This is a genomic window from Nostoc parmelioides FACHB-3921 (assembly GCF_014696625.1).
GTDB lineage: Bacteria > Cyanobacteriota > Cyanobacteriia > Cyanobacteriales > Nostocaceae > Trichormus > Trichormus parmelioides.
The window spans coordinates 83,089-104,448 of the sequence record NZ_JACJQL010000017.1; the positions used below are offsets into that span (position 1 = coordinate 83,089).

20 protein-coding genes and 1 other RNA gene are annotated in these 21,360 nt (G+C 40.2%); 4 read left to right on the forward strand and 17 right to left on the reverse strand.

What is annotated here, in order from left to right:
* Positions 1-175: 175 nt before the first annotated feature.
* From ssrS to H6G14_RS13910, 3 genes are all read right to left on the reverse strand, one after another.
* A non-coding RNA gene (gene ssrS / locus H6G14_RS13900) (6S RNA) lies at positions 176-359 on the reverse strand.
* Positions 360-427: 68 nt separating this feature from the next.
* Positions 428-1,570: a 5-(carboxyamino)imidazole ribonucleotide synthase gene (locus H6G14_RS13905; RefSeq protein ID WP_190568010.1), complete on the reverse strand. Its 1,143-nt coding sequence runs from the start codon at positions 1,568-1,570 to the stop codon at positions 428-430.
* A complete protein-coding gene (locus tag H6G14_RS13910) occupies positions 1,567-2,115 on the reverse strand; it encodes a pentapeptide repeat-containing protein (RefSeq protein ID WP_190567966.1) in 549 nt (182 codons plus the stop codon). The genes H6G14_RS13905 and H6G14_RS13910 overlap by 4 nt, the downstream gene beginning before the upstream one ends.
* Before the next feature lie 588 nt (positions 2,116-2,703).
* On the opposite strand from H6G14_RS13910, the gene H6G14_RS13915 reads away from it, so the two are divergent.
* Entirely contained in the window at positions 2,704-3,027 is a 324-nt protein-coding gene (locus H6G14_RS13915; protein ID WP_479684946.1) for a slr1957 family protein, read from the forward strand.
* A 135-nt stretch (positions 3,028-3,162) separates the two neighbouring features.
* On the opposite strand, the gene H6G14_RS13920 is transcribed toward H6G14_RS13915, so the two are convergent.
* The 4 genes from H6G14_RS13920 to rpsD all read right to left on the reverse strand — a co-directional run bounded on the left by H6G14_RS13920 (position 3,163) and on the right by rpsD (position 7,209).
* Positions 3,163-4,938: an ATP-binding protein gene (locus H6G14_RS13920; protein ID WP_190567968.1), complete on the reverse strand. Its 1,776-nt coding sequence runs from the start codon at positions 4,936-4,938 to the stop codon at positions 3,163-3,165.
* Entirely contained in the window at positions 4,935-5,984 is a 1,050-nt protein-coding gene (locus H6G14_RS13925; protein WP_190567969.1) for a substrate-binding domain-containing protein, read from the reverse strand. The genes H6G14_RS13920 and H6G14_RS13925 overlap by 4 nt, the downstream gene beginning before the upstream one ends.
* A gap of 429 nt (positions 5,985-6,413) precedes the next feature.
* A complete protein-coding gene (locus H6G14_RS13930) occupies positions 6,414-6,629 on the reverse strand; it encodes a hypothetical protein (RefSeq protein ID WP_190567970.1) in 216 nt (71 codons plus the stop codon).
* The gene (gene rpsD / locus H6G14_RS13935) at positions 6,601-7,209 is read right to left on the reverse strand and encodes a 30S ribosomal protein S4 (protein WP_010996890.1); all 609 of its coding nucleotides are present in this window, start codon (positions 7,207-7,209) and stop codon (positions 6,601-6,603) included. Before rpsD ends, H6G14_RS13930 begins: the two co-directional genes overlap by 29 nt.
* Positions 7,210-7,396: 187 nt before the next feature.
* Here rpsD and H6G14_RS13940 point away from each other — a divergent pair, with 187 nt between their 5' ends.
* Positions 7,397-8,017, forward strand: coding sequence for a hypothetical protein (locus H6G14_RS13940; RefSeq protein ID WP_190567971.1), 621 nt, complete (start codon positions 7,397-7,399; stop codon positions 8,015-8,017).
* A 50-nt stretch (positions 8,018-8,067) separates the two neighbouring features.
* Here the strand turns inward: H6G14_RS13940 and H6G14_RS13945 are convergent, their stop codons facing one another.
* The 8 genes from H6G14_RS13945 to uvrC form a co-directional block, all read right to left on the reverse strand.
* Positions 8,068-8,700: a hypothetical protein gene (locus H6G14_RS13945; protein WP_190567972.1), complete on the reverse strand. Its 633-nt coding sequence runs from the start codon at positions 8,698-8,700 to the stop codon at positions 8,068-8,070.
* Between the two features lie 236 nt (positions 8,701-8,936).
* The gene (locus tag H6G14_RS13950) at positions 8,937-9,551 is read right to left on the reverse strand and encodes a cytochrome c oxidase subunit 3 (protein ID WP_190567973.1); all 615 of its coding nucleotides are present in this window, start codon (positions 9,549-9,551) and stop codon (positions 8,937-8,939) included.
* 110 nt (positions 9,552-9,661) lie between these two features.
* Entirely contained in the window at positions 9,662-11,329 is a 1,668-nt protein-coding gene (gene ctaD / locus H6G14_RS13955) for a cytochrome c oxidase subunit I (RefSeq protein ID WP_190567974.1), read from the reverse strand.
* Between the two features lie 193 nt (positions 11,330-11,522).
* Entirely contained in the window at positions 11,523-12,437 is a 915-nt protein-coding gene (locus H6G14_RS13960; RefSeq protein WP_190567975.1) for a cytochrome c oxidase subunit II, read from the reverse strand.
* 24 nt (positions 12,438-12,461) lie between these two features.
* On the reverse strand, positions 12,462-13,067 hold the full coding sequence (locus tag H6G14_RS13965) for a DUF2231 domain-containing protein (protein WP_190567976.1): 606 nt from the start codon (positions 13,065-13,067) through the stop codon (positions 12,462-12,464).
* A complete protein-coding gene (locus H6G14_RS13970; RefSeq protein WP_190567977.1) occupies positions 13,064-13,564 on the reverse strand; it encodes a DUF2231 domain-containing protein in 501 nt (166 codons plus the stop codon). Before H6G14_RS13970 ends, H6G14_RS13965 begins: the two co-directional genes overlap by 4 nt.
* A gap of 1,217 nt (positions 13,565-14,781) precedes the next feature.
* A complete protein-coding gene (locus H6G14_RS33605; protein ID WP_242053425.1) occupies positions 14,782-14,961 on the reverse strand; it encodes a replication restart DNA helicase PriA in 180 nt (59 codons plus the stop codon).
* 504 nt (positions 14,962-15,465) lie between these two features.
* A complete protein-coding gene (uvrC, locus tag H6G14_RS13975; protein WP_190567978.1) occupies positions 15,466-17,349 on the reverse strand; it encodes an excinuclease ABC subunit UvrC in 1,884 nt (627 codons plus the stop codon).
* Positions 17,350-17,991: 642 nt separating this feature from the next.
* Between uvrC and H6G14_RS13980 the strand changes: the two genes are divergently transcribed.
* Positions 17,992-18,171, forward strand: coding sequence for a hypothetical protein (locus H6G14_RS13980; RefSeq protein WP_190567979.1), 180 nt, complete (start codon positions 17,992-17,994; stop codon positions 18,169-18,171).
* A gap of 11 nt (positions 18,172-18,182) precedes the next feature.
* On the opposite strand, the gene H6G14_RS13985 is transcribed toward H6G14_RS13980, so the two are convergent.
* Both H6G14_RS13985 and H6G14_RS13990 read right to left on the reverse strand, forming a co-directional pair.
* Complete coding sequence (locus H6G14_RS13985) at positions 18,183-18,605, reverse strand: response regulator (RefSeq protein ID WP_190567980.1); 423 nt, start codon at positions 18,603-18,605, stop codon at positions 18,183-18,185.
* A gap of 575 nt (positions 18,606-19,180) precedes the next feature.
* On the reverse strand, positions 19,181-20,620 hold the full coding sequence (locus tag H6G14_RS13990) for a deoxyribodipyrimidine photo-lyase, 8-HDF type (RefSeq protein ID WP_190567981.1): 1,440 nt from the start codon (positions 20,618-20,620) through the stop codon (positions 19,181-19,183).
* A gap of 190 nt (positions 20,621-20,810) precedes the next feature.
* Here H6G14_RS13990 and H6G14_RS13995 point away from each other — a divergent pair, with 190 nt between their 5' ends.
* The gene (locus H6G14_RS13995) at positions 20,811-21,359 is read left to right on the forward strand and encodes a 1,2-dihydroxy-3-keto-5-methylthiopentene dioxygenase (RefSeq protein WP_190567982.1); all 549 of its coding nucleotides are present in this window, start codon (positions 20,811-20,813) and stop codon (positions 21,357-21,359) included.
* Position 21,360: the final 1 nt, after the last annotated feature.

A 21,360-nucleotide genomic window follows, 5' to 3' on the forward strand; every position in this document is an offset into this window, starting at 1 on the left:
CCTAACGCTCTAAATATTGGTTGAATTTATTGCTTCTGTGTTGACAAGCTTTAAATTCTGCCATCAAGAAGATTATTTATTTTTACTTAAAAATTACTTATATTGCTTATAAGTTTTACTAATAAATAGTTAAAGCTCCCAAAGTTTAGTTAAAACTCTGGGAGCTAAAAATTTTGAGTTCACCGCAACGCCGTTTTACCTAAGTTTATGACCTGGTTAAACCAGGTGGGTACCGATTTTCCTCGTTTAAAGTTTCCGGGTACACGCCCGGTATACTGCCACGAGAGACGTTTGGTTCCCTTTTTCTTAAAGACATAGATCAAAAAACTTGATGGCAGTCACCAACGTCGCAGTGCAACTCACTCATTATAGCTTTCAAAAACAGGTTCTACCAATTCAAAATGCAAAAATTTCTCTCTCTGCTTTCCTAAGTGGGATACCAGATGGATTCTATGGTTTGAGCAATCTCTTGGGCTGTGTTTTGGTTATGATTATTTAACAAAACTGTGACGTGTCCGAGTTTGCGCCCTGGGCGAGATTCTGTTTTGCCGTACCAATGAACGTGAGCTTGGGGGATGGCCGCTAGTTGTTGGCGCTGGGTTTGGTAATCACTTTGGGAGTTTTCATAGCCTAACAGGTTGACCATGACTGCACCAGCACATTGCAATGCAGGGTTTCCTAACGGTAGTCCACAAACGGCTCTCAGGTGTTGCTCAAATTGGGATGTTATGCACGCATCTAGAGAAAAATGACCAGAGTTGTGAGTACGGGGGGCGATTTCATTGACTAAGACTCGACCATCGGCGGTGAGAAATAACTCGATCCCAAACACACCAACCACTTCCAGACTATTTAATAGTGTAAAGGCGATCGCTTCTGCTACTGCGGCTTGATCAGGTGTAATCTCGGCCGGTGCTATGACTCGCCTACATACTTGCTGTTCTTGCTGTGTTTCTACCACAGGATAGATGACAATTTCTCCATCTAAAGAACGGGCGGCAATTACAGCTAGTTCCCGTTCAAAGGGAATAAATTCTTCTATTAAATATGTAGTGTTTGTCTTGTTATTTAAATCTATTTTCTCTTCTAACGTCGATAAATCACGAATGATAAAAGTACCTTGTCCGTCATAACCGTGGCGGCGAGATTTCAACACTAAGGGAAAACCCAAATCATCTATTTTGGATATCAGATTTTCTTGGTTTTCTAGCGCATAAAATTGCGGCACAGGTAAACCTAAATCTTTTAAATAACAACGTTGATGATATTTATCTAATAGAGGTGATAAAGCCTCTAACTTTGGACGGAAACAAACACCTTGATTTGCTAACAGCGATAAAGCCTCTAAATTGACAAATTCGTTTTCAAATGTAATAACATCACTCTTCTGAGCTAAAATTTCTGTGGCATGAGCATCATCAATATGTGCCAAAACAATATCCTGAGCAATAGATACGGCAGGATCATTACTACTAGGAGTCTGCACTATCAATTCAACCCCTAATTTATTCGCTGCACCTCCCATCATCCAGGCCAGCTGTCCGCCACCAATTACACCTACACGCTTCATCGACATCCCAAAGAATCACGAGTTTTTACACCAGTTTTTGTATTTACTCCGCTAGCTTTGGTACAAAGTTCTTTAATTTGTGCTTTATCCAAAATTGCATCCGTAAAATCTGCGCCTTGTATGTTCACGTTAGTGAATATGGCACGGAGTAAAAGAGCTTCTTTAAGAACGACATCACTTAAATTAGCCCCTGTTAAGTTTACCTGATCAACCATCGCATTCGTTAAATCTGCTCCCTGGAGATTTGCTTGTGTCATCACAGAAGCACTTAAGACTGCACCACGTAAGTCAGCACCAACAAAGTTAGCTAGTTCAAGATTGGCGTTGGAAAACTCAGCAGCTTGCAAACTTTCACCAGCAAAGTTGTGCCTAGATAACTCGGCATTACTAAATGATAGGGGATGAGTCCAGTCGGCTAGAGCTGGATGGGGGAAGCAAAGTACAACTATCCCCAAAATTAAAGTTATTGCTTGCCAGTAAAACTTCTGGATGATTGCATTTACAACTAAAGCATTTTTTATCACCACTTGCCGTTCTTCCCCCATTTTCTAGCTGTTTTGAATCACCTGCTGCTTAATATTTTGTCACAAAAGACTGATTTTAGCTGCCTATATCCAGAAATTTATGACTAAATGCTGACAGCTAGTTAACCAGATATAACCTGAGGTACTAGCTAAATTAAGACTTGAAGACGAAGATATAAAATATTGAGTCAATGCTCAAATCATCAATGTTTTGTTGATTTACAATTCTTGATTTTTGAAAGCGATTTTTGCGATATAAATATTTTTATTAGTGATTAGGCAATGAGTTCCGACAGACCAGAGTTCATTGCTTACAGTAGGGAGGAGTATGATCGCTATTCAATTTACATTTGTTTACTTTGTTTTTTTGTAGGTAAAGTTTATTGTCTTTTATGTTTACCAGGAAAAATTGACTGTTAGTCTGTTAAGTAAGGTGAGCTTTAGGCAATGAAATGAGGATGAATACTATATATATGTTTCTGATGCTTAATCAGCTCCTACAAGTACTCTTAATCGTAATTACTTAATGAACTGTTAGCTAGCTATATATTCTCTCAAACTTTATTTTTACCACGTCAACAAATTCAACAAGCCGAATAAGTAACAGCAATTATGACACACTACTCTATTGAATGGATCGAAGCATGGTGCGAAGAAAACGGCTGGACAGAATTATTTGAAGAAAGGAGAAACCACTATTGGGCTTTTCCTCCTGGTTGCGTCATGCCCGAACCTATTCCTAATCATGTCCTTAGAGGGATTAAAGCCGAAAAAGGATTAACATTTGATGAAAGGTTATGGTCTATATCAGCAGTAGTTAGCACAGTTTTAGCCGTCGTTTCAACCTTTGTACTCCGGTGTCCTATGCCATTGGTATTTGCTTTTGCTGTCAATGCGGTTACAGTAGCCCAACTGGAACCAGAAGAAGTTTAAGTTATCAAATTTGAACGTGAATTGATTTATTACTGCTCTGGTAATTTCTTCATCCAAGGGCAGTTTTTAAAATTTAAAGACTGTAGCATTAACCGTACTCATAATAATGAATCAATTATCGCTAGAGAGAAAGTTTTAGACTTCCATTGTACTAAAACCGTGTTCTGGTTTCTCACGTTGTACCTGACGTAAAGGAATTTCAATCCAAAACTCTGTTCCTTTGCCTATTTCCGACTCACACCGTAGGACTCCGGAATGTTTGTCAACAACAATTTGGTAACTAATTGATAAGCCCAACCCCGTACCTTGACCAACCGGCTTGGTTGTGAAAAATGGGTCAAACAGCTTTTGCATCACCTGTTGAGTAATACCAGGGCCATTATCAGCGATTCTAATTACCACTCTGTTATTATTAGTTATTTCAGTACGAATTGTAATTTGGGGGCTGTTGGTTGTCAGTCTTTCATTATTCGTTGTTTTACCGTTTACAATTGACCACTGGCCACTGACCACTGACCCTTCTAAAGCATCAACGGCATTATTAATAATATTCATAAATACCTGATTTAACTGTCCTGCATGACACTCTACTAAAGGTAGCTGTCCATATTCCTTAATAATTTCAATATTATAAGATTGCGATTTAGCCTTAAATCGATTTTGTAAAATCAGCAGAGTACTTTCAATTCCTTCATGAATATCTACCTCTTTCATCTCGGCTTCATCCAGCCGAGAAAAATTACGTAAAGATAAAACAATTTGTTGAATTCGTTGAGACCCCATTTTCATGGAACGAAGGATTTTAGGAAGGTCTTCTTGTAAAAATTCTAGGTCTATTTCGGCAATTTTTTCTTGAATTACTGCACTTGGATTGGTTAACTCTTGTTGATAGAGATGGATTAATTCTAAAAGTTTTTCTGTATATTCATTGGCATGAGTAATATTGCCATAGATAAAACTAACTGGATTATTAATTTCATGAGCTACTCCAGCTACTAACTGACCTAAGCTAGACATTTTTTCAGTTTGAATTAGTTGGGCTTGAGTTTGCTGTAGTTCTTGTAAAGCTTTTTGCAATTCTAATTCAGCTTGTTTGCGTTCGGCAATTTCTAATTCCAAACGCTGATTCATGTTAGTTAACTCAGTGTTTTTCATCAATGTTTCCCGCGATTGGGATAACTTAACTGCCATATCATTAAATGATTGAGCTAAGTCTTCAATTTCATCCCCTGTGTGAATATTTAAGCGATAGTCGAAATTACCTGCTGCAATTTCTGCCGTACCTAACTGTAAATTTTGTATGGATTTGATTGTTGGTCGCCAAATGAGGATAAATTTCCCAATCAATAGCATTAAAATTACTGCTACAACTACTATAGAGATGATTCTCTGTACTTGGTAGAGATTTTCTAAGTCTTGCTCTAATAAAATTCGCTCTTGATAAGCACGTTGAATTATCTGTTCCAGAAATAACTGAATATCTTTATTAAAAGAATTAATTGCTCTAAAATATTGCTGAGAATCTTCTAGATACGTTGGACTAGGACTACGTTGGGTTAATTGTAGTGCCATCTTGTCAAGCAATTGATGCCGCCGACGAATTAGAGTAATTTCTGGTGAGTTTGGCATTAACTGTTCTACTTGATTTAAGGAATCAAGGAACTCGTTGTGCAGTATTTCTGTACTTGTGTTTTTAGTTTTGAATAAAACAATATCTTTGAGGACAATTATTTCCGCATTTAAGGTATTTTTTGTTTCTAAAACGGCCTTTATGGTTTGAGTAGTTTGATAACTTTTTTCGCGGACATTCTGCCTAATTTGCTGCACAACTACAGTATTGCCGATAAGAATAGCCACTATGAGTCCGACAGATATAGTAGAACCTGTGAGAAACTTGGTGGAGATTTTCATTTTTTCGGGATGGATGTTAAGTTGAGTTCTTGACGGAGTTTTTGAATAGGAGCGTAGTGGTCTGGGCTGACAAGAGTATACCCGGCTGATTCGGCTCCTAAAATATCTCTCATACCTTCTGGGGTACTAATAAAAACTTGCTTTAGCTGTTGAATCAATTCTGGTGCCAATTTTTGGGATATGACTATAGGAAAATTAGGGATGGGTGCAGATTCCCAAATTAATCTATAGTCTTGTGGTGTGAGCTTACCACTTTTTTTGAAGCTGATGTAAGAAGAAACATTAGTTGCAGCTGCATCGACGGAGCCATTTTCTAATGCTGCTATACTTTTGCTGTGGTTACCGGCGTAGACGACCGTTCTAAAGTCCTTTTGAGGATTAATATTTTGTTTATTAAGAGCTACTAGTGGCATGAGATATCCAGAGGTAGATGATTTATCTACAAAAGCAACGCGCTTGCCTTTGAGGTCTTTTAAGGTTTTGATGTAACTATCAGCTTTGACAATAATACAAGCTCGGTACCAAGGTTGGCCTGTATGTTTGTCGATGGAAGTCACTAATGGTTGAATTTCTGCGCCCCTATCCACTGCCTCAAGATAAGCTACAGAGCCTAAATAAGCAAGGTCTAGTTTGTCCTGAGTCAGCCATTGTATAATTTCTTCGTGATCTTTGGCTATAAAAAAATTGACTTGTCGTCCCAAGGATGCTTCTAAGTAATCATTCAGGGGTTTAATGATTTGTTGTTGTTCTGTGAAATTTTGGGTAGATAGTACGCCGATTTTTAGTTTAGGTAAATCATTTTTATTGGCAGATGATAAAGAGGTATTATCGTATACTGTACCTTGTCTTTCCCTTGTCCTTCTTACTACCCTCATATCATCTGTGGCTACTTGGGATGAAGTTTTATTGACAAGATGCTGATTTTTACTAGAGATGTTATTATTACAACCTATATTAAATATAGAGGCGATCGCAGTTATAACAACAAGTTGGCTACTGAATAACGTTTTTTTACTAATCAGCAGCCCCTGCATGGCTTTTTTCATAGAATTTAACTCACATATACAGCCCAAAGTAATTTTCAGGATTTGGTGGTTTCTGGGAAATTAGCTAGATATATTTTTCCCTTAAAAAATGCCGTCGTAACACTAGTATTGCAAAGTGGAATATCCTAAGGGAAAACTGCACCACAAAAATTCAAAATGAATACATCATCATTTCAGAAATTTTGAATGGTTTGTTTATTTGCAGTATGCTGTATTTGTTCAAAAATAGCAGTAGATAAAAGCATTATGCAGGGGATAGCGTTCTGCCCAGAGTCGCTGATGAACTATTGCTGTTGGTGCAGAAATATTAAGATAATTTATACCAATTTGAAAAAAGAATGCAGTAGATATACAGCCTCAAACCCTTGTCGTGTAATGATTATTAATTTTGAATTGGTATTACTTTATGAGGATTTTCTATACAAGCCGCTAAATTGGCAAAGGATGATCACACAATTGCCAATAAGCGGCATTATTTTCATCATCAGGTAGGCAAACGCCCTGTAAATATTTTGAGGTCGTTGCTGATGAAGACCTCAAGATAAAAATATGCCAGTGAGAAATAAATCGGAGAAGCCCGCGCCGTGCTGCTAAGGCAGTTGGCGGCGGGAGTTCGTTACGCTTGTCGGGAGTAGTATTCCACAACTAGCAGTTCGTTAACTTGCAGCGCCACCCATTCACGTTCGATAACACTGTTAACCTTACCAACCAATTTGTTTTTATCAAACTCTAAATGGCTGGGGAGGTTAGCTAAACCCGGATATTGTAGGTTATTTTCTACCAATTTCCGTGATGGTGCTTTGTCTCTGACAGCAATTTCTTCGCCAGGACGGCATTGGTAGCTGGCAATATTGACCACACGACCGTTAACTGTGACATGACCATGATTTACCAGCTGACGAGCGGCTGGAATTGTGGGAGCCATACCCAAACGAAAAACCGTATTATCCAAGCGCATTTCTAACAGTTGCAGCAGCACTTGTCCGGTGGAACCAGTTACACGTCTAGCTCGACGCACATAGCGTAACAGTTGCTTTTCAGTCAAGCCGTAGTTTAAACGCAGTTTTTGCTTTTCTTCTAGACGGATAGCATACTCAGAACGCTTTTTGCGGTTCTGACCATGCTGACCTGGTGGATAAGCGCGTCTAGCGCTCTTACGAGTTAATCCTGGCAAATCGCCCAAGCGACGTACAATTCTAAGACGTGGCCCTCGATATCGGGACATGAGTTTCCTTAATTTAATCCTGTTTAATTTTACCCAGACATACTATTATAAGTACCTGGAAATCACAAATGCAAAAATCATTGATCAAATCAGCAAAATTTTATTTTATATTTGCTGTTTTACCTGATTGTCGCAAGATTCGCTGCACATTTGAGTTAGCATAACTTTGGGTGTTTGGAGAACGGCAATGTGCAGAAAACAGGTTTTTGGGTTGGAAGAACACAAATTAGCTCTTAAAACTCGTCTCATGGGGTTGACAACACCAGTTTTGGCTATAGCTGGGCTTTTGGGGATGAGTATTCCCAGTGTGGCTGTTACTACTTCTTACAGCAATGATTATCGTGCTTGTGTGGGTAGACTTGTCAGTGTGGGTGTGACTGCCCAAGCGGCAGCCGAAGGCTGTGCTACGGCGTTACGTCCAACAGATTTATCTGCTTGTGTGGTTGATATTAGCAAAAAGACGCAGATACCTGCTGTAGATGCGCTTTCTGGCTGTAGACGAGCTAGACAGCCGAAGGATGTAGCTACTTGTGTAGTTGCTGTAAGTAAAAATACAGAAGGAGCGGTTAATCCAGATGTATTGAACTACTGCGGTCGTAGTTTATTACCTGTGCGTTTTGCTCAGTGTGTTGTCGGGTTGCGTAGTGAAATCGCTCTAGCTCCTAATGTGGCGCTGGATACTTGTATTGATGGAAGCGATCGCATTAGCGGATTTACTCCTCCATCAACTTTACCAAATCAACAACCTGGTACGCAGTTCAACCCTACTTTTGAGACTCAACCAGTACCAGCAAATCCTAGTAAGTGAGTAATAAGTGCTGAGTGCGGCGTTTTCACCCATTCAGCACTTATCTGTTCTCAGGAAATTGTCAGTTGCCCTTCTTTATAGGCTTGGCGGAGAGCGATCGCTTCTGCTACGATTTGTTGGGCAGTTAATCCTTCCTCATCCATCATCCTTTGCAAAGTTGTCCCGGTTTGTTCGGAGGCTTCATGAATTGGGGGAATTTGGCAATATCTCCCACCATTCTTTAACCGTCGCCAAATACTGGGTTTTTTCGGTCTAGCCGCTCTGGGGGTACGCTGTTTTTGAATTAATGTGCGTACCGTTTCTTGGTTAATTACACTTAAATCTAATAGTCTATCTATAACTTTTTGATACTGTTTACTTCTTTCTGCTAGCTGATAGATTGTTCTCGGTTCGACTTGAGCAAAGTCTTGTGGTTCAAACTTGCCAAAGGTAGCAGCAATCTTGAGGTATTTCTTTTCTTCACCTTGCCAACCCTGATTATAAAGTAGTTTTTTATACTCTTTTAAAGAAAGATTTTGTTTCTGTTCAGCTAACCAAAAAGCGTGATGTAAAATTGCCTTGGTGACATCAGCAAGGGTTTGAAAAGAAAAATCTGCGTTTGCTTCGGAATTTTCTTGAGTGTATGGCTCAAACTTGTGTAAATTAATTGGTGTTGCAGCTACACCCTGCATTGGTGTCATCATAGTAATGATCTCACAGTAGGGTTTTTCTAGTAGGCGATCGCCCAGGCTTAAAATCAGCTTAGTACAATTGTACTACAAGTTTACTAAAAAACCCGAATGACGGCGAGATTTTTTGCAGGTGGATAAAACCCTTGATATGCAAGACAGCCATAAAGCAGAGCCAATGTATGGGGTGGCTCTGCTGAATTGGTTGCCCAAGGCGTTTTTGTAAGTACTGATAGGGCTTGAGTTTAGTGCTATTGCCAGATGTAGATGAGGATAAATAAAATAATCCAGATGACATCGACAAAGTGCCAAAACAAAGAAGTTGCGTTTACGCCGAAGTGACCTGTATCGTAGTTACCAGGAATGAGCGATCGCACAAGAATAATAAACTGTAACAAGATCCCTGTAAAAACGTGCAAACCGTGGAACCCTGTTAACAGGTAGAACATTCCTCCGTATACGCCAGAGGTAAAGCCAAACTCTAAGTGACTCCATTCAATGGCTTGTCCTACCAAAAAGTAGCTGCCCATCGCCATTGTTGCTGACAAAAAGATGCGAAATAACCGCAAGTTTTTGCGTTTTAGGGCAAGTTCCGCAAAATAAATCACAAAACTACTAGCAACTAACACCACTGTATTAATTGCCGGGTCTTTAACTTCTAACCCTTCCACGCCAACAGGTAGCCAGTTAGGAGTAGTTGTTTTGTAGACAATATATCCGGCGAAAAAGCTTAAGAAAATGACACTTTCAGATAGTAAAAAGACAATAAAGCCGAACATTTTATTGCCTTCTTCATCATGACTGTGTTCATGACCTGCATGATGTTGGGGTTCCTGCGACTCATCTGAAACAATATAGCTGTCCATTGGCGAGATTCTGAGTTGTGTAATCTTTTATTGATCTGTTTCGATAGTTTGTAGTAAACACTTTAGTGTTGAGGGAAATCAGGACTAAAGTCCTTACTACGAACTGAGTATTAGTGATGACTATTAGCTTCTGCAATTAATGGTTCTGATTTGCCGTAACCATAAGGTTCAGAAATTACGACGGGGATTTCTTCAAAGTTCTCTACAGGTGGTGGAGAAGCAACCAACCACTCCAAACCAATAGCGCGCCAAGGATTATCTGGTGCTTTCTCACCGTGCATCCAAGAAACCACCATATTGAAGATGAAGGGCAAAGTAGACATACCTAACAAGAATGCACCAAGACTAGCAACGATATTCCAGCCTTCATATTCTGGTGCGTAGGAAGAAACTCGGCGTAGCATCCCTTGTAAACCTAAGGGGTGCATGGGGAAGAAGTTGAGGTTAGTACCGATGAATGTCAACCAGAAGTGTAGTTTACCCCAGCCTTCGTAGTACATTCTGCCGGTCATTTTGGGGAACCAGTGATAGAGGGCTGCATACATACCCATCGTCACGGTTCCGAAGAGGACGTAGTGGAAGTGTCCGACGACAAAATAAGTGTTGTTGACGTGGACATCCACGGGTACAGAAGAAAGCATAATGCCGACAATACCGGCGAACACAAATAAAATTAGTCCACCCAAGGCGAACAACATGGGGGTGTTGAGTCGAATTTTTCCGCCCCAGATAGTTGCAACCCAAGCAAATACCTTAATACCTGTGGGAACAGATACTAACATCGTTGTCAGCATGAAAAACATCCGCATCCAAGCAGGTGTACCACTGACATACAAATGGTGTACCCAAACAATGGCGCTAACTACGGCAATTAACATCGAAGAAATTGCCACTACCTTGTAACCAAATAATGGTTTACGAGAGTAGACAGGAAAGATTTCTGAGAAGATACCGAAGATGGGCAAAATGATGACGTAAACAGCCGGGTGGGAATAAAACCAGAAGTAATGTTGAAACATCACGGGATTTCCGCCCTTGCTGGGGTCAAAAAAGCTAGTCCCCACGGTAATGTCAAGTAACAACATCACTGCGCCTGCTGTCAAGGCTGGTAAGCCAAACAATTGGATAATTTGAGCGCTAAATACTGCCCAAACAAACAAAGGCATCCGAAAGAAGCCCATTCCTGGCGCACGCATCTTGACGATGGTAGTCACAAAGTTCACAGCCCCCATAATTGAGGACACACCGGAAATAGCAACTGCCAATAGCCAAATTACTTGACCATTAATTAAGTTACCGGTGGGATTCTGGGTACTTACCGGGGGATAAGCCCACCAACCAGATTGGGCCGGGCCACCAGGGACAAAGAAGCTAGTCATCAAGAGAATCCCGACTACGGGAACCATCCAGAAGGCGGCGGCGTTGAGGCGAGGGAAGGCCATATCCCGCGCCCCAATCATCAAGGGTACTAGATAGTTAGCTAGTCCAACGAGTGAGGGGAATGTCCATAAGAACAGCATTACAGTGCCGTGCATGGTGAACATTCCGTTATATACGGTGCGGTCGATGAGGTCTGATTCGGGGGTGATGAGTTCTCCTCGCAGTATCATGGCGAAGATACCGCCAACGAGAAAGAAGATAAAGGAGGTTACAAGGTATTGGATACCAATTACCTTGTGGTCGTGGCTAAAGCTGAAATATTCCTTCCAGCCTCCAGGAGATGGGTGGTGAGGCTTCCCCGCAGGGAGTTTAACGCCGTCTATGGGGATGTTTGTCATGGGTGAAGTTTTGTTTTAAGGGTGTAAGGGTGTAAGGGTGTGGGGGTGTAGTAGTCTGCCAAGAGAACTTTGCAAGGTTAATAGCAGCACAAACAATCTCTTTCTCCCCCTGCTCCCTCCGCTTCCCCTGCTCCCCCTGCTTGCCCTAGCCTAGCAATTTTGGGTTGGTGAACTAGTAGGGGTGTGGGGGTTTTCAACCAGGGTAATTAACTAAAGGTGCGGGGGCTGGTGCTACGGTTTTCCAACCTGTTTTGACTTGCTGAGTGATGCTTTGTGCATATTCAGCAGATGCTTGGTTGTAGGCAGTGCCGGGTTTGTGGGTAGCTATTTTGGCCAGCCATTTGTGATACTCTTCAGGGGATTCCACAACTACATTGGCCTGCATGGTGGCGAAGTATGTGCCGCTATATTGAGAGTCGGTGAGGTGATATTTACCTTTGCGGATGGGGGTAAATTCAAAGTCGATGTTGTGGTTGGGGATGATGTCTTGCTTGAGGCGGAAGGCGGGAATATAGAAGCCGTGGAGTACATCTTCAGAATGCAGCGCCAATTTTACCCGGCGATCGCTTGGTAAATGTAACTCGGTGCTGGTAACATCCTTTTCGGGATAGTGGAATACCCACGCCCATTGTTTAGCTAGAACATCAATCTGTTCTTCCGGTTCAGCTAAACCATCCTCTGTAGCAGCATAAGCTGACTCCATCCCCATTGGGTTATGCAGGTGTACTAATGCTGTTGGCCCTTGGATGCCCATTTGTTCGTAGATTTGGTAGCTATAGGTGGCAATCCAAAATACTAAGAGAATGGGAATAGCTGTCCAAACTACTTCTAAGGTGATGTTACCTTCAATGTGGGGGCCGTCGCTGTAGTCATTTTCTGCCGCCCGATGGAATAGTAAGGAGTAAAACAGAGTGCAGGTAACACCAAGGAAGATGAATGCACCAAGAGTTACCAAGAAACTGAACAAATCATCAATCAAGACGGACTCAGCCGCCGCTTGGGGTGGTAACCAGGTGTAAGCCAGTTTACCTATCCATAGACTGGTAATAGTCACAGCGATCGCGCCTATTACCAATTTCACGATGTTGAAAAATTTACGGATTGTCATGGTTAGTGGTCAAAGACTCTAGAATTACTTGAGGATAGTGTTGAGGTCTTCGCCTAATCGCAATAACCTATCTGCTGTGTTGTGTACGCCAAATTCAGCAGCTAATTGCGCTCCTAGTGTGCCGTGGAGGTACATGATAAACATGATGGCTACACCTGCGACTAAATAACCCCACTGCACTTGTGTAACTTCTCCCACAGACCAGACATAGCGTTGCCATGCCCGCCATAGGGTCATCACAGCAATGAGACCTAAGAGAAATACTCCACCTACTCCATGCCAAAGCATTGTTTGCATGGCTTGTAGTCCCCAGGTACTTTTGATATCAGCTGATGGTGCGGCGAGGAACATTTCATAGAAGCCAGCAGCTACCGTGAAAAATGTGATGACGGTGGAACCAACCATGTTGTACCAGCCAACATCAAAGAAGTTTTCCCGTTCTACAGTAATCGCCAAAAATTTGAAAACCCATTTGTCCCAAGGGAAGAGTACGCCAACGATATCAAAGGTAATGCCGATGATGAACAAGCCCAAGGTTAAATGCACTAAGTTTGGATGAATGGGGATTGTGTAAGGTAGCCCATTTGCCCCTAGTTGGACGTTTAATTGGTCAATTAATTCCGAGTTCATGGCAGAAGTCCTTCCTTTACCGCTTCAACAACTGGTACGGTGTGCAGTCCATATATCCACACCAGTTGATCACCGAGATATACCTGCACGCCAACTATCATGGTTAATACCAATCCTGCAACCAAGTAATGAAAGGGGATTTTTAGGGGGTTGCGGAGACGAATGACGTAGCGCCATGCTGTTAGGGCGGCGATAATTCCTGAAAGTGACCAGCCAAGTAAGGTATGTAGATTCAAGACTGATTTAACTACTTCGTAAGGTTTTGCTAAACCAGCTTCAAACTGACCAAAAATAATCGCCACGAAAATGGCGATCGTTGCCACAAACATATTCCACCAACTCACTTCAAATAGGCGAGTTTTACCAGTTAAATAACCAATTACATCACAAGTAAAAGCAAACAATACCATCGCAATTACGAAGTGAACAACGATGGGATGTATCGTATCTGGATAAGGTAAATTGTGGTCGTTCAAAGATGTAAGAAAATCAAACATTGCACTCTCCTAGACATATCTACTGCACCGCAGCTAAACTTCAATGATTGACATTACTCACATAAAAATAGGCCGTATGACCAGAATTTGTTTATCAGATTTGCGAAGCGAACTCCGGCCACTCCAGTATCAGCCCTGTTATCAACAAATTGGGTGAGGCTATTATTTATAGTCAATGATTGAGGTGAATTGATTTGTTCATATTGATACGCTACAACAGCGATTTTTAATTTACCTAACAAAATTGCTGTTGTCCGGCTATTTGGTGAGACTTATCTATTAGCTTAAGGATTTTTTTAATAGTTGTCAAAAGTAATTGCAACAAATTTATAAAAATATTGTCACTAGCAAAGATAAGCATTTTATAATGTATCTTTCCTAGCTATTTCACTATATTGCATATGTGAAATATCTAAATGTGCAATAGAAACTTCCATTAATTATTAATTTGTAATTAACAATACAATCGGTATTTTATAAATAAAAAAATTAGTCAATAAAAGCCTATTTAGTATCTTTAATATTATCGAAATCCTAAATCATTTGTGCGAAGTTTTAATATGTCTATAGGTATCTAATTTGATTATTCAAAAAACGTAAGTATCTGTAGTGGCGAGGCACGGCTAAAATAGTGCAATAACAAAACTTATATCCGCGTTTCTCTGCGTGCATCTGCGTTTAACTGCAACCAAATCTATGGCGCTATTCTAGTCTAAGCACGCCTGTATTTTGGTTTCAGATATGAAAGGATTTGGGATTGATAGACAAGAAAATTTAGCTGTAACACACCGCCTCAGGGACGATGAGTTAGGCGCGAGGATAGTTATTTAGTGACCAATCATCTGGGAAATCAGCACCTAAGACAACGCCAGTTGCTAAAAAGGAGGGAACCTCCCTTCTCTGCGAGAAGCTGTGCCAACAGGTGACGCTCCTCACGTCGCTACCAATAATTTTCTTTTTGCTTGATAAATAACCTCTTAAATGGGGCGGTTAAGTCTTTCACACCACATAAATTAACTTAACCACATTCATATATTCGTTAGTGATTGTAATCTCTGCACTACTAAAAGTAAAATTAAGTTAGCAATCTATTTTTTCACTCAGCCTTGAGATACAGATTATAGACATGAGGCTTTTTTCTATTTGCAAAACCTAATTTTTAGTGAAGAGATAACAAATGTCTATTGTTATTCTCAACTGACCACAAAGTTTAATCTTTAACGATGTACATGAATACCTGGTGCATAAGCTTCAATCACTTTGCCCGTGCGGGTGCAGCTGATCATCAAGTAATCACAACTTGCACATTGTGTTCTTGTTAGCTCACTCTCTGTAATATAATAACGTTCAGCATTACTACCACAATTGGGGCAGTAAATTTTTTGTATTATTTGCATTGAAAAATCCCTGGTTTTAACTATTTTGATGCTATTTTCTAAATGAAACCAAAATATTTTTTGGCTTGTCTAACCTAACAACCAAAGATAAATATGGTTGTATATTTAACTAAAATTTTACATTTGAACAGTTTTATCGACTTAAACCATTATCCTAGTATTTTCGTAATTCCACCATCTTACTTGGGATATATTGAGTTAGTGTACTGAGACAATTTTTCATGGATATTGACTGATCCCCAATATTAATGCTTTGAGTTCCATCATGAATATCTATAAAAAATACACAAAAAAGGTATCCTTGTATTCAAAATTCAAAAGCTAGAAAATACTGTATCTTTAGTAACAAAATATTTTTCTTAAGCTTCCCTTAATGTTTAACTAGCAATACACTCAGGAGATAGTTGAAGCAAAATTGACCATACTAGAGATTAAAGATAAGTGATGGGCGATAGTGTTTTGCTTATCCACCACCCATAACTTTTTCTTGATAGATTTTGGGAACTAAACGTGAGTGGGATGGAAATAGTCGTAAATGGCTTGAGCTAGATGTGGGCCTATCCCTGGAACTTCCGCTATTTGTGAGGGTGTGGCTTGGCGAATGTAGTCAACGGAGCGAAAATGAGCTAGCATCTGTTTTTGGCGGTGGTGTCCCAAACCAGGAATTTCATCTAGACGCGATCGCTTCAGTTTATCACTGCGTTGCTGGCGATGGAAGCTCACAGCAAAGCGGTGGGCTTCATCCCGCAGTCGTCGCAACAACTGCACCCCTGGTTGTTCAGCATCAGTTTTTAAGGGTTGGGATTCCCCTGGTAAGAAAATCTCTTCGCGTCGCTTTGCTAAACTAATCACCCGCAAGTCTTCTAATAAGTTCATCTCTTGCAAAACAGCAACTACCGATGATAACTGGCCTTTACCGCCGTCAATCATAATCAAATCAGGCCAGTCAGGGTTTCCCACCCGTGATAATTGCGGATCTTCTGCATACTTGCGAAAGCGTCTTTGAATAACTTCCGCTAAACTGGCAAAATCGTCTGAATGTCCGATGGTGACTGTGGGATTTTTAATTTTGTAGTGGCGATAATTTTGCTTGGCTGGTAATCCGTCGATGAACACGACTTGGGACGCTACCGCATTCGATCCTTGAATGTGAGAAATGTCGTAACCTTCGATGCGGTGGGGTAAGTCGGGTAAATCGAGAATAGTAGCTAAATCTTGGGTTGCTTGGTGATTGCGATCGCCTAATTTCTGCATTCTTTGCAATTCATACTGGGCGTTACGCTCTACCATCTCAATTAATTCTGCCTTAACTTGGCGCTGGGGCGTGAAGATTGTCACTTTTCTTCCCTTACGCTGGCTTAAGACATCGGCTAATATCTCAGCGTCTGGTAACTCATGCTGGACTAAAATTTCTGCGGGAATTTCTACAGGTTCCGCCGTTTGGTAGTGTTCTTCTAATACCCGTTGTAAAATTGCTCCTGGTTCAGCATGGGATTCAGCAACGAAAGCCAAACGTCCCACCAATTGTCCGGCGCGAATCTGAAATAATTGGATGCAGGCGTGTTGTGCGTCACCTGCCAGAGCAATGGCATCCCGTGACACCGTATCATCTGGTAAGGACACTTTCTGTTCCGCCGTCAGAGACTTTAACCCAGCAATTTGATCACGAATCCGTGCTGCTACTTCAAAATTCAACGCCTCCGCCGCTTTCTCCATCTGTTCACTCAAGATATCAATCAATTCCTGAGTCCGTCCTTGAAACACCATTGCCACTTTCTGCACAGTTTTACGGTATTCTTCTGGGGAAATCAGCTGTTGACACACACCAGGACACCGACCTAAATCATAATTTAAGCAAGGACGGTCTTTAAATAATGGCTGTGGACGTTGTCTGAGGGCAAATATCCGCTTAGATATACGTAATATTTCCCTTAACAAACCTGAATCCGTATAAGGCCCGTAATATTTGTCTTTTTCTTTACCTAGTTGTCGTTTACGGGTAATGAAAATGCGCGGATAGTCTTCTGACCATGTAATACAGACATAGGGATACTTTTTATCATCCTTGAGCAGCACATTAAAGTATGGCTGATGCTGCTTGATTAAGTTGGCTTCTAACGCCAAGGCTTCAGCCTCGGTATCGGTGACAATAAACTCAATTTCTGTCACCAACTTGGCCATCGTGGCTATGCGTTCAGTTTTGTTGTACCCTTCGCGGAAGTAGGAACGAACCCGCGATCGCAATTTCCGTGATTTCCCTATATATATTATGCGATCGCTTCCATCCCGCATGAAATAAACCCCTGGTTCCGGTGGAATTTCGGACAGACGGGCTTCTAAACGCTCTGGATCTTTCACCAGTGGTAGTATCTGAGCAGATGTTGTCACAATCTCCAGCAGGTAATCTTACAAATTTACCTATATCTATTTTAAGAACAATTACTGCTTTGTGCTGAGTATACAGGTTTTTATCAAGCAAATATAAAGTCAGACTTTACTATATTGTTAGTTTATATTTATACCAAGCTTTATAGATGTATTATTTTTGGATTTTATATCTCATGTCATATTCTTTTACGTCAATTTTTTTATTTTATAAGCAAAATAAATAGTTTAATTCAACTGTCACATAATATATAAATTTATCAATTCAGTATTTTTCATAGACTGCATAAACTAAATTACAGAAAACTGTTTTATTTAGCATTCCAACCATGTAAGTCTTGCCTCAAGGCATTTACAGCTAATGTAAATCTAGTTTTTATTCAGTTTCAGTAAAGATCCAACCGATATAAAAAACGTTATTTTGTTCATGATTGTCTAATTCTGTAACCTATTATTTAACAAAGTAAAGAATATATCGGACACCGATATTATTCCAGTTTTTAGTTCATTCTCACTTTTTATATTCATGGGTTTTATTAAGAGTTTGTATTTTTAAATTAAGCAGATTAACGGATTCACATCTTTTTCGATTATGAATATGATTGTAAATGTAAATATTTACAGAGTTGTTGGAGTTCCAATTACATGAATGTTAATGACTTTGAAACTTACTACAAAAATGCTATGGCTGAAGCACTGAACGAACTTCAATCTGCTGTTTTGCTATTAGAACAGGTGCAACGCAAAATTTACATAATTGGTAGTTCTGTACAAAATTTAAATGAAAATATGGAAGATTTTATTAATAAACAAAAAGCGAAATAAATCTATAAAAGCTATATGCAGTTAACAACTAATTCTTCAGAAATTTTTATAAGTAAAGCATTCAGATTTATAGGTTTAACAAAGTAACCACGAGCGCCCAATTTGATAGCTTTTTCTTGATCAACTTTAAAAGCAAAACCTGAAACAATAATAACTGGTATCCTGGCAAAGTCCTGCTGTTGCTGGATTTGTTCAAGTAAATAGTATCCATCAACATCTGGTAATTTCAAGTCTAACAAAATCAATTCAGGCTGAAATTTCTCTATTGTTTTGAAAAAATTGGAACCATCAGATAAACTTTGGACATGATATCCGCTATAACTCAGATAATCGCTTAACAACATCCTATTGATATCATTATCTTCGACAACTAAAATCCGTTTTAGAGGCTGCAAATGAAATTGCTGATATTTTGTCAGTAAATGTACTGTCATTTTATCTACGGCTTTCGGGTAATGATGAAAAACCTTCGTTAAATACTGAAATCACTTGTATTCAGAAACAATCAGATACATTTTAGAAAATAAAACTAGATAATGCCAATTCAGCGCTTTAGCAATGAAATTTTGATTTTTAGCAGTAATTGATAATTTTAGTTTAATATATAAAATTCAGCAAAATACCATATTAATTCTTCAGTTAGGTTGTTTTTTTTCCACAAGTATCGATCAAATACTGTAGACTATGGGTTTTCAGTGATTCACGTAAATGTACTTACTTATTTTACTAATTAGTAGTATTAATAACTATTATGCTCATCAATGAGTCAGATTAAGAACAGGTAAAAAAAAAGGGGCTAATAGCCCCTTTGCTGAAATTTATTTGCTCTGAAAATCTAGAAATTGTCTTCTTGTGTTTCTTTTTTCAGCAAGCCCTCAGTATCTGTAGTGGTATGGCAACCCTTAAATAGTGCATAAAAAAGTTTTTGTGGTGTAGGCATCTTGCCTGCACTGGAAGGGCTAGAGAGCTTATCCCACAAGGAGTTCTCCGCAGGCTATTGCGAATTGGTTTAAATACTGGTGGCTTTTTGTTGTTGATAACGTTGCTTAAAGAGTTGCTGCTGTTTTTGATGATCCACGATTGGTTTAACATAACCCACAGCATGACGCTCAAGAGGCGTAATCTTACCCGTTACTAAATACTCCGTATCCATTGACCTCAATTCAGGTACCCACTGACGAATATATTCTGCATCTGGGTCAAATTTTTGTGATTGGCTGGCGGGGTTAAAAATCCGTAGTGGCTTGGGATCCATGCCGCTAGAAGCACTCCATTGCCAGCCGCCGTTGTTGGCAGATAAATCACCATCAATCAGCTTCTGCATAAAGTATTTTTCTCCCAATTGGGGATTAATTAATAGGTCTTTGGTCAGGAAACTGGCGACAATCATTCGACAACGGTTGTGCATCCAGCCGCTTTCGTTCATTTGGCGCATGGCTGCATCAACGATGGGATAACCGGTCTTTCCCTCACACCAAGCCTGAAAATGTTCTTCGTTGGTTTCCCAAGGAAAATTCTTGAAGGTTTCGCGGTAAGCACCATCAGCTAATTCTGGGAAGTTATACATAGCGTGTTGATAAAATTCCCGCCAGGCTAGTTCTTGTTGCCATGTGCGGATAGCTGCGGTAGTTTCTTCACTGCGGCTATTTTCCAACGCTTCTAAAGTTGCTTGCCAAACAGTGCGAATGCCAATTACACCAAATTTTAAAGCTGCACTTAGCTGTGATGTGCCGTTAACCGCAGGAAAATTACGCTGTTCTTGATATTCGGTGATGGCTTTGGCTGTAAATTCTGCTAACTTGGCTTGGGCTGCTGCTTCCCCTGGGGCAATTACCAAGTCTGCATCCCAGAAAAATCCTAAATCTTTCGCCGTGGGTAAGGCTTTTACCCCCGCTTTTTGAGCAAGTTCCTGTTCAGATTCTGTTAGTCCTTCGACATTGTGCAGGGTTTCTACTGGTTTAGCTTTAGGTTTGCTACCCCAATTTTTCCAAAAGGGGGTGTAAACAGTGTAAGGTGTGTTGCTACCTGAACGAATTTCGTCTGGGGAATGGAGTATTTGATCCCAGTTGTGGGTAAGACATTGGATACCTTTATCTTTAAGGGTAGCAATAATGGCGCGATCGCGTGTTTGTGAATATGGTTCCACATCCCAATTCCAAAACACAGCTTTGGCGTTCAATGCCTCTGCTAAGTGAGGGATAGCTTGCACTGGGTCGCCATGCAGGATTAATAATTGGCTTCCTGCTTGCACATATCGCTGTTGCAACTCCTGTAAACTACCAATCATGTAAGTAACTCTAGCAGGGGCAACATCATCCCTTTCTAAAATATTCGGGTCTAGACAAAATACCCCCACTACTTTATTGCTTCGTTGTCTAGCGGTAGCCAGTCCTATATTGTCAGCAATACGTAAATCGCGGCGATGCCAAAATAAAACTAAGTCGGACATTTTCTAATTTTTATAGTTCGCTTGTACTAGATTAGACCTAGTAGTATTATTGAACATCATTCTGCTGACAAATTTTTTGAGAAATGGGGATTGGGTAACTCCACTATGTCTATCGGGAATAGTGGCTTATTGCTTTAAGATGAGTTAAAGTTAAGTATACTCTTCTTAACACTTAATTAGTTATTCTGTCATGGCGACCTTGTTATTGGAAGACGGCACAATTGAGAGCAATTTAGATGAAATAGCTCGTGAACTTGCCCCACTGGGAATTTATTTAAAGCATTACGACCCTGGTACATCTATACTCTTTCCTCACCTTTTAACACAGGATGCTTTGACAGATAAGGAGAAGTGTCACATTGTCGATTTACACAACAGTGTATTTGAGTTTATTCAGCAAGAAAATGGCTATCTTTGGTGTGATTTGCTGAATGTCCATCCAGGTTCGCCTACTCTCCAGACTTTAATAGCTACCTACGCCCAGTATCATACTCATACTGCGCCCGAAGCATTATACGTTTTGGCAGGTGAGATGATTTTTGGTTTTGTCAAACCCGATGGTAGCCAAGTACAGCTTTTAGTCCAGTCCCAAGATTATCTTCACATTCCCTCTGGGGTAGAACACTGGTGTAGCCTGACCGCATCTTTAAGTTTTAAAGCAGTGCGTTATTTCACAGCAGCAGATGGCTGGGTTCCCAATTATACTGGTACTCGGTTAAATGATAGTTTAAATAAATAGA

Coding starts and splice junctions, on each gene's coding strand:
- H6G14_RS13905 (WP_190568010.1), bottom strand. CDS start 1,570: ATGAAGCGTGTAGGTGTAATTGGTGGCGGACAGCTGGCCTGGATGATG.
- H6G14_RS13910 (WP_190567966.1), bottom strand. CDS start 2,115: ATGGGGGAAGAACGGCAAGTGGTGATAAAAAATGCTTTAGTTGTAAAT.
- H6G14_RS13920 (WP_190567968.1), bottom strand. CDS start 4,938: ATGAAAATCTCCACCAAGTTTCTCACAGGTTCTACTATATCTGTCGGA.
- H6G14_RS13925 (WP_190567969.1), bottom strand. CDS start 5,984: ATGAAAAAAGCCATGCAGGGGCTGCTGATTAGTAAAAAAACGTTATTC.
- rpsD (WP_010996890.1), bottom strand. CDS start 7,209: ATGTCCCGATATCGAGGGCCACGTCTTAGAATTGTACGTCGCTTGGGC.
- H6G14_RS13940 (WP_190567971.1), top strand. CDS start 7,397: ATGTGCAGAAAACAGGTTTTTGGGTTGGAAGAACACAAATTAGCTCTT.
- H6G14_RS13945 (WP_190567972.1), bottom strand. CDS start 8,700: ATGATGACACCAATGCAGGGTGTAGCTGCAACACCAATTAATTTACAC.
- H6G14_RS13950 (WP_190567973.1), bottom strand. CDS start 9,551: ATGGACAGCTATATTGTTTCAGATGAGTCGCAGGAACCCCAACATCAT.
- ctaD (WP_190567974.1), bottom strand. CDS start 11,329: ATGACAAACATCCCCATAGACGGCGTTAAACTCCCTGCGGGGAAGCCT.
- H6G14_RS13960 (WP_190567975.1), bottom strand. CDS start 12,437: ATGACAATCCGTAAATTTTTCAACATCGTGAAATTGGTAATAGGCGCG.
- H6G14_RS13965 (WP_190567976.1), bottom strand. CDS start 13,067: ATGAACTCGGAATTAATTGACCAATTAAACGTCCAACTAGGGGCAAAT.
- H6G14_RS13970 (WP_190567977.1), bottom strand. CDS start 13,564: ATGTTTGATTTTCTTACATCTTTGAACGACCACAATTTACCTTATCCA.
- H6G14_RS33605 (WP_242053425.1), bottom strand. CDS start 14,961: ATGCAAATAATACAAAAAATTTACTGCCCCAATTGTGGTAGTAATGCT.
- H6G14_RS13980 (WP_190567979.1), top strand. CDS start 17,992: ATGAATGTTAATGACTTTGAAACTTACTACAAAAATGCTATGGCTGAA.
- H6G14_RS13985 (WP_190567980.1), bottom strand. CDS start 18,605: ATGACAGTACATTTACTGACAAAATATCAGCAATTTCATTTGCAGCCT.
- H6G14_RS13990 (WP_190567981.1), bottom strand. CDS start 20,620: ATGTCCGACTTAGTTTTATTTTGGCATCGCCGCGATTTACGTATTGCT.
- H6G14_RS13995 (WP_190567982.1), top strand. CDS start 20,811: ATGGCGACCTTGTTATTGGAAGACGGCACAATTGAGAGCAATTTAGAT.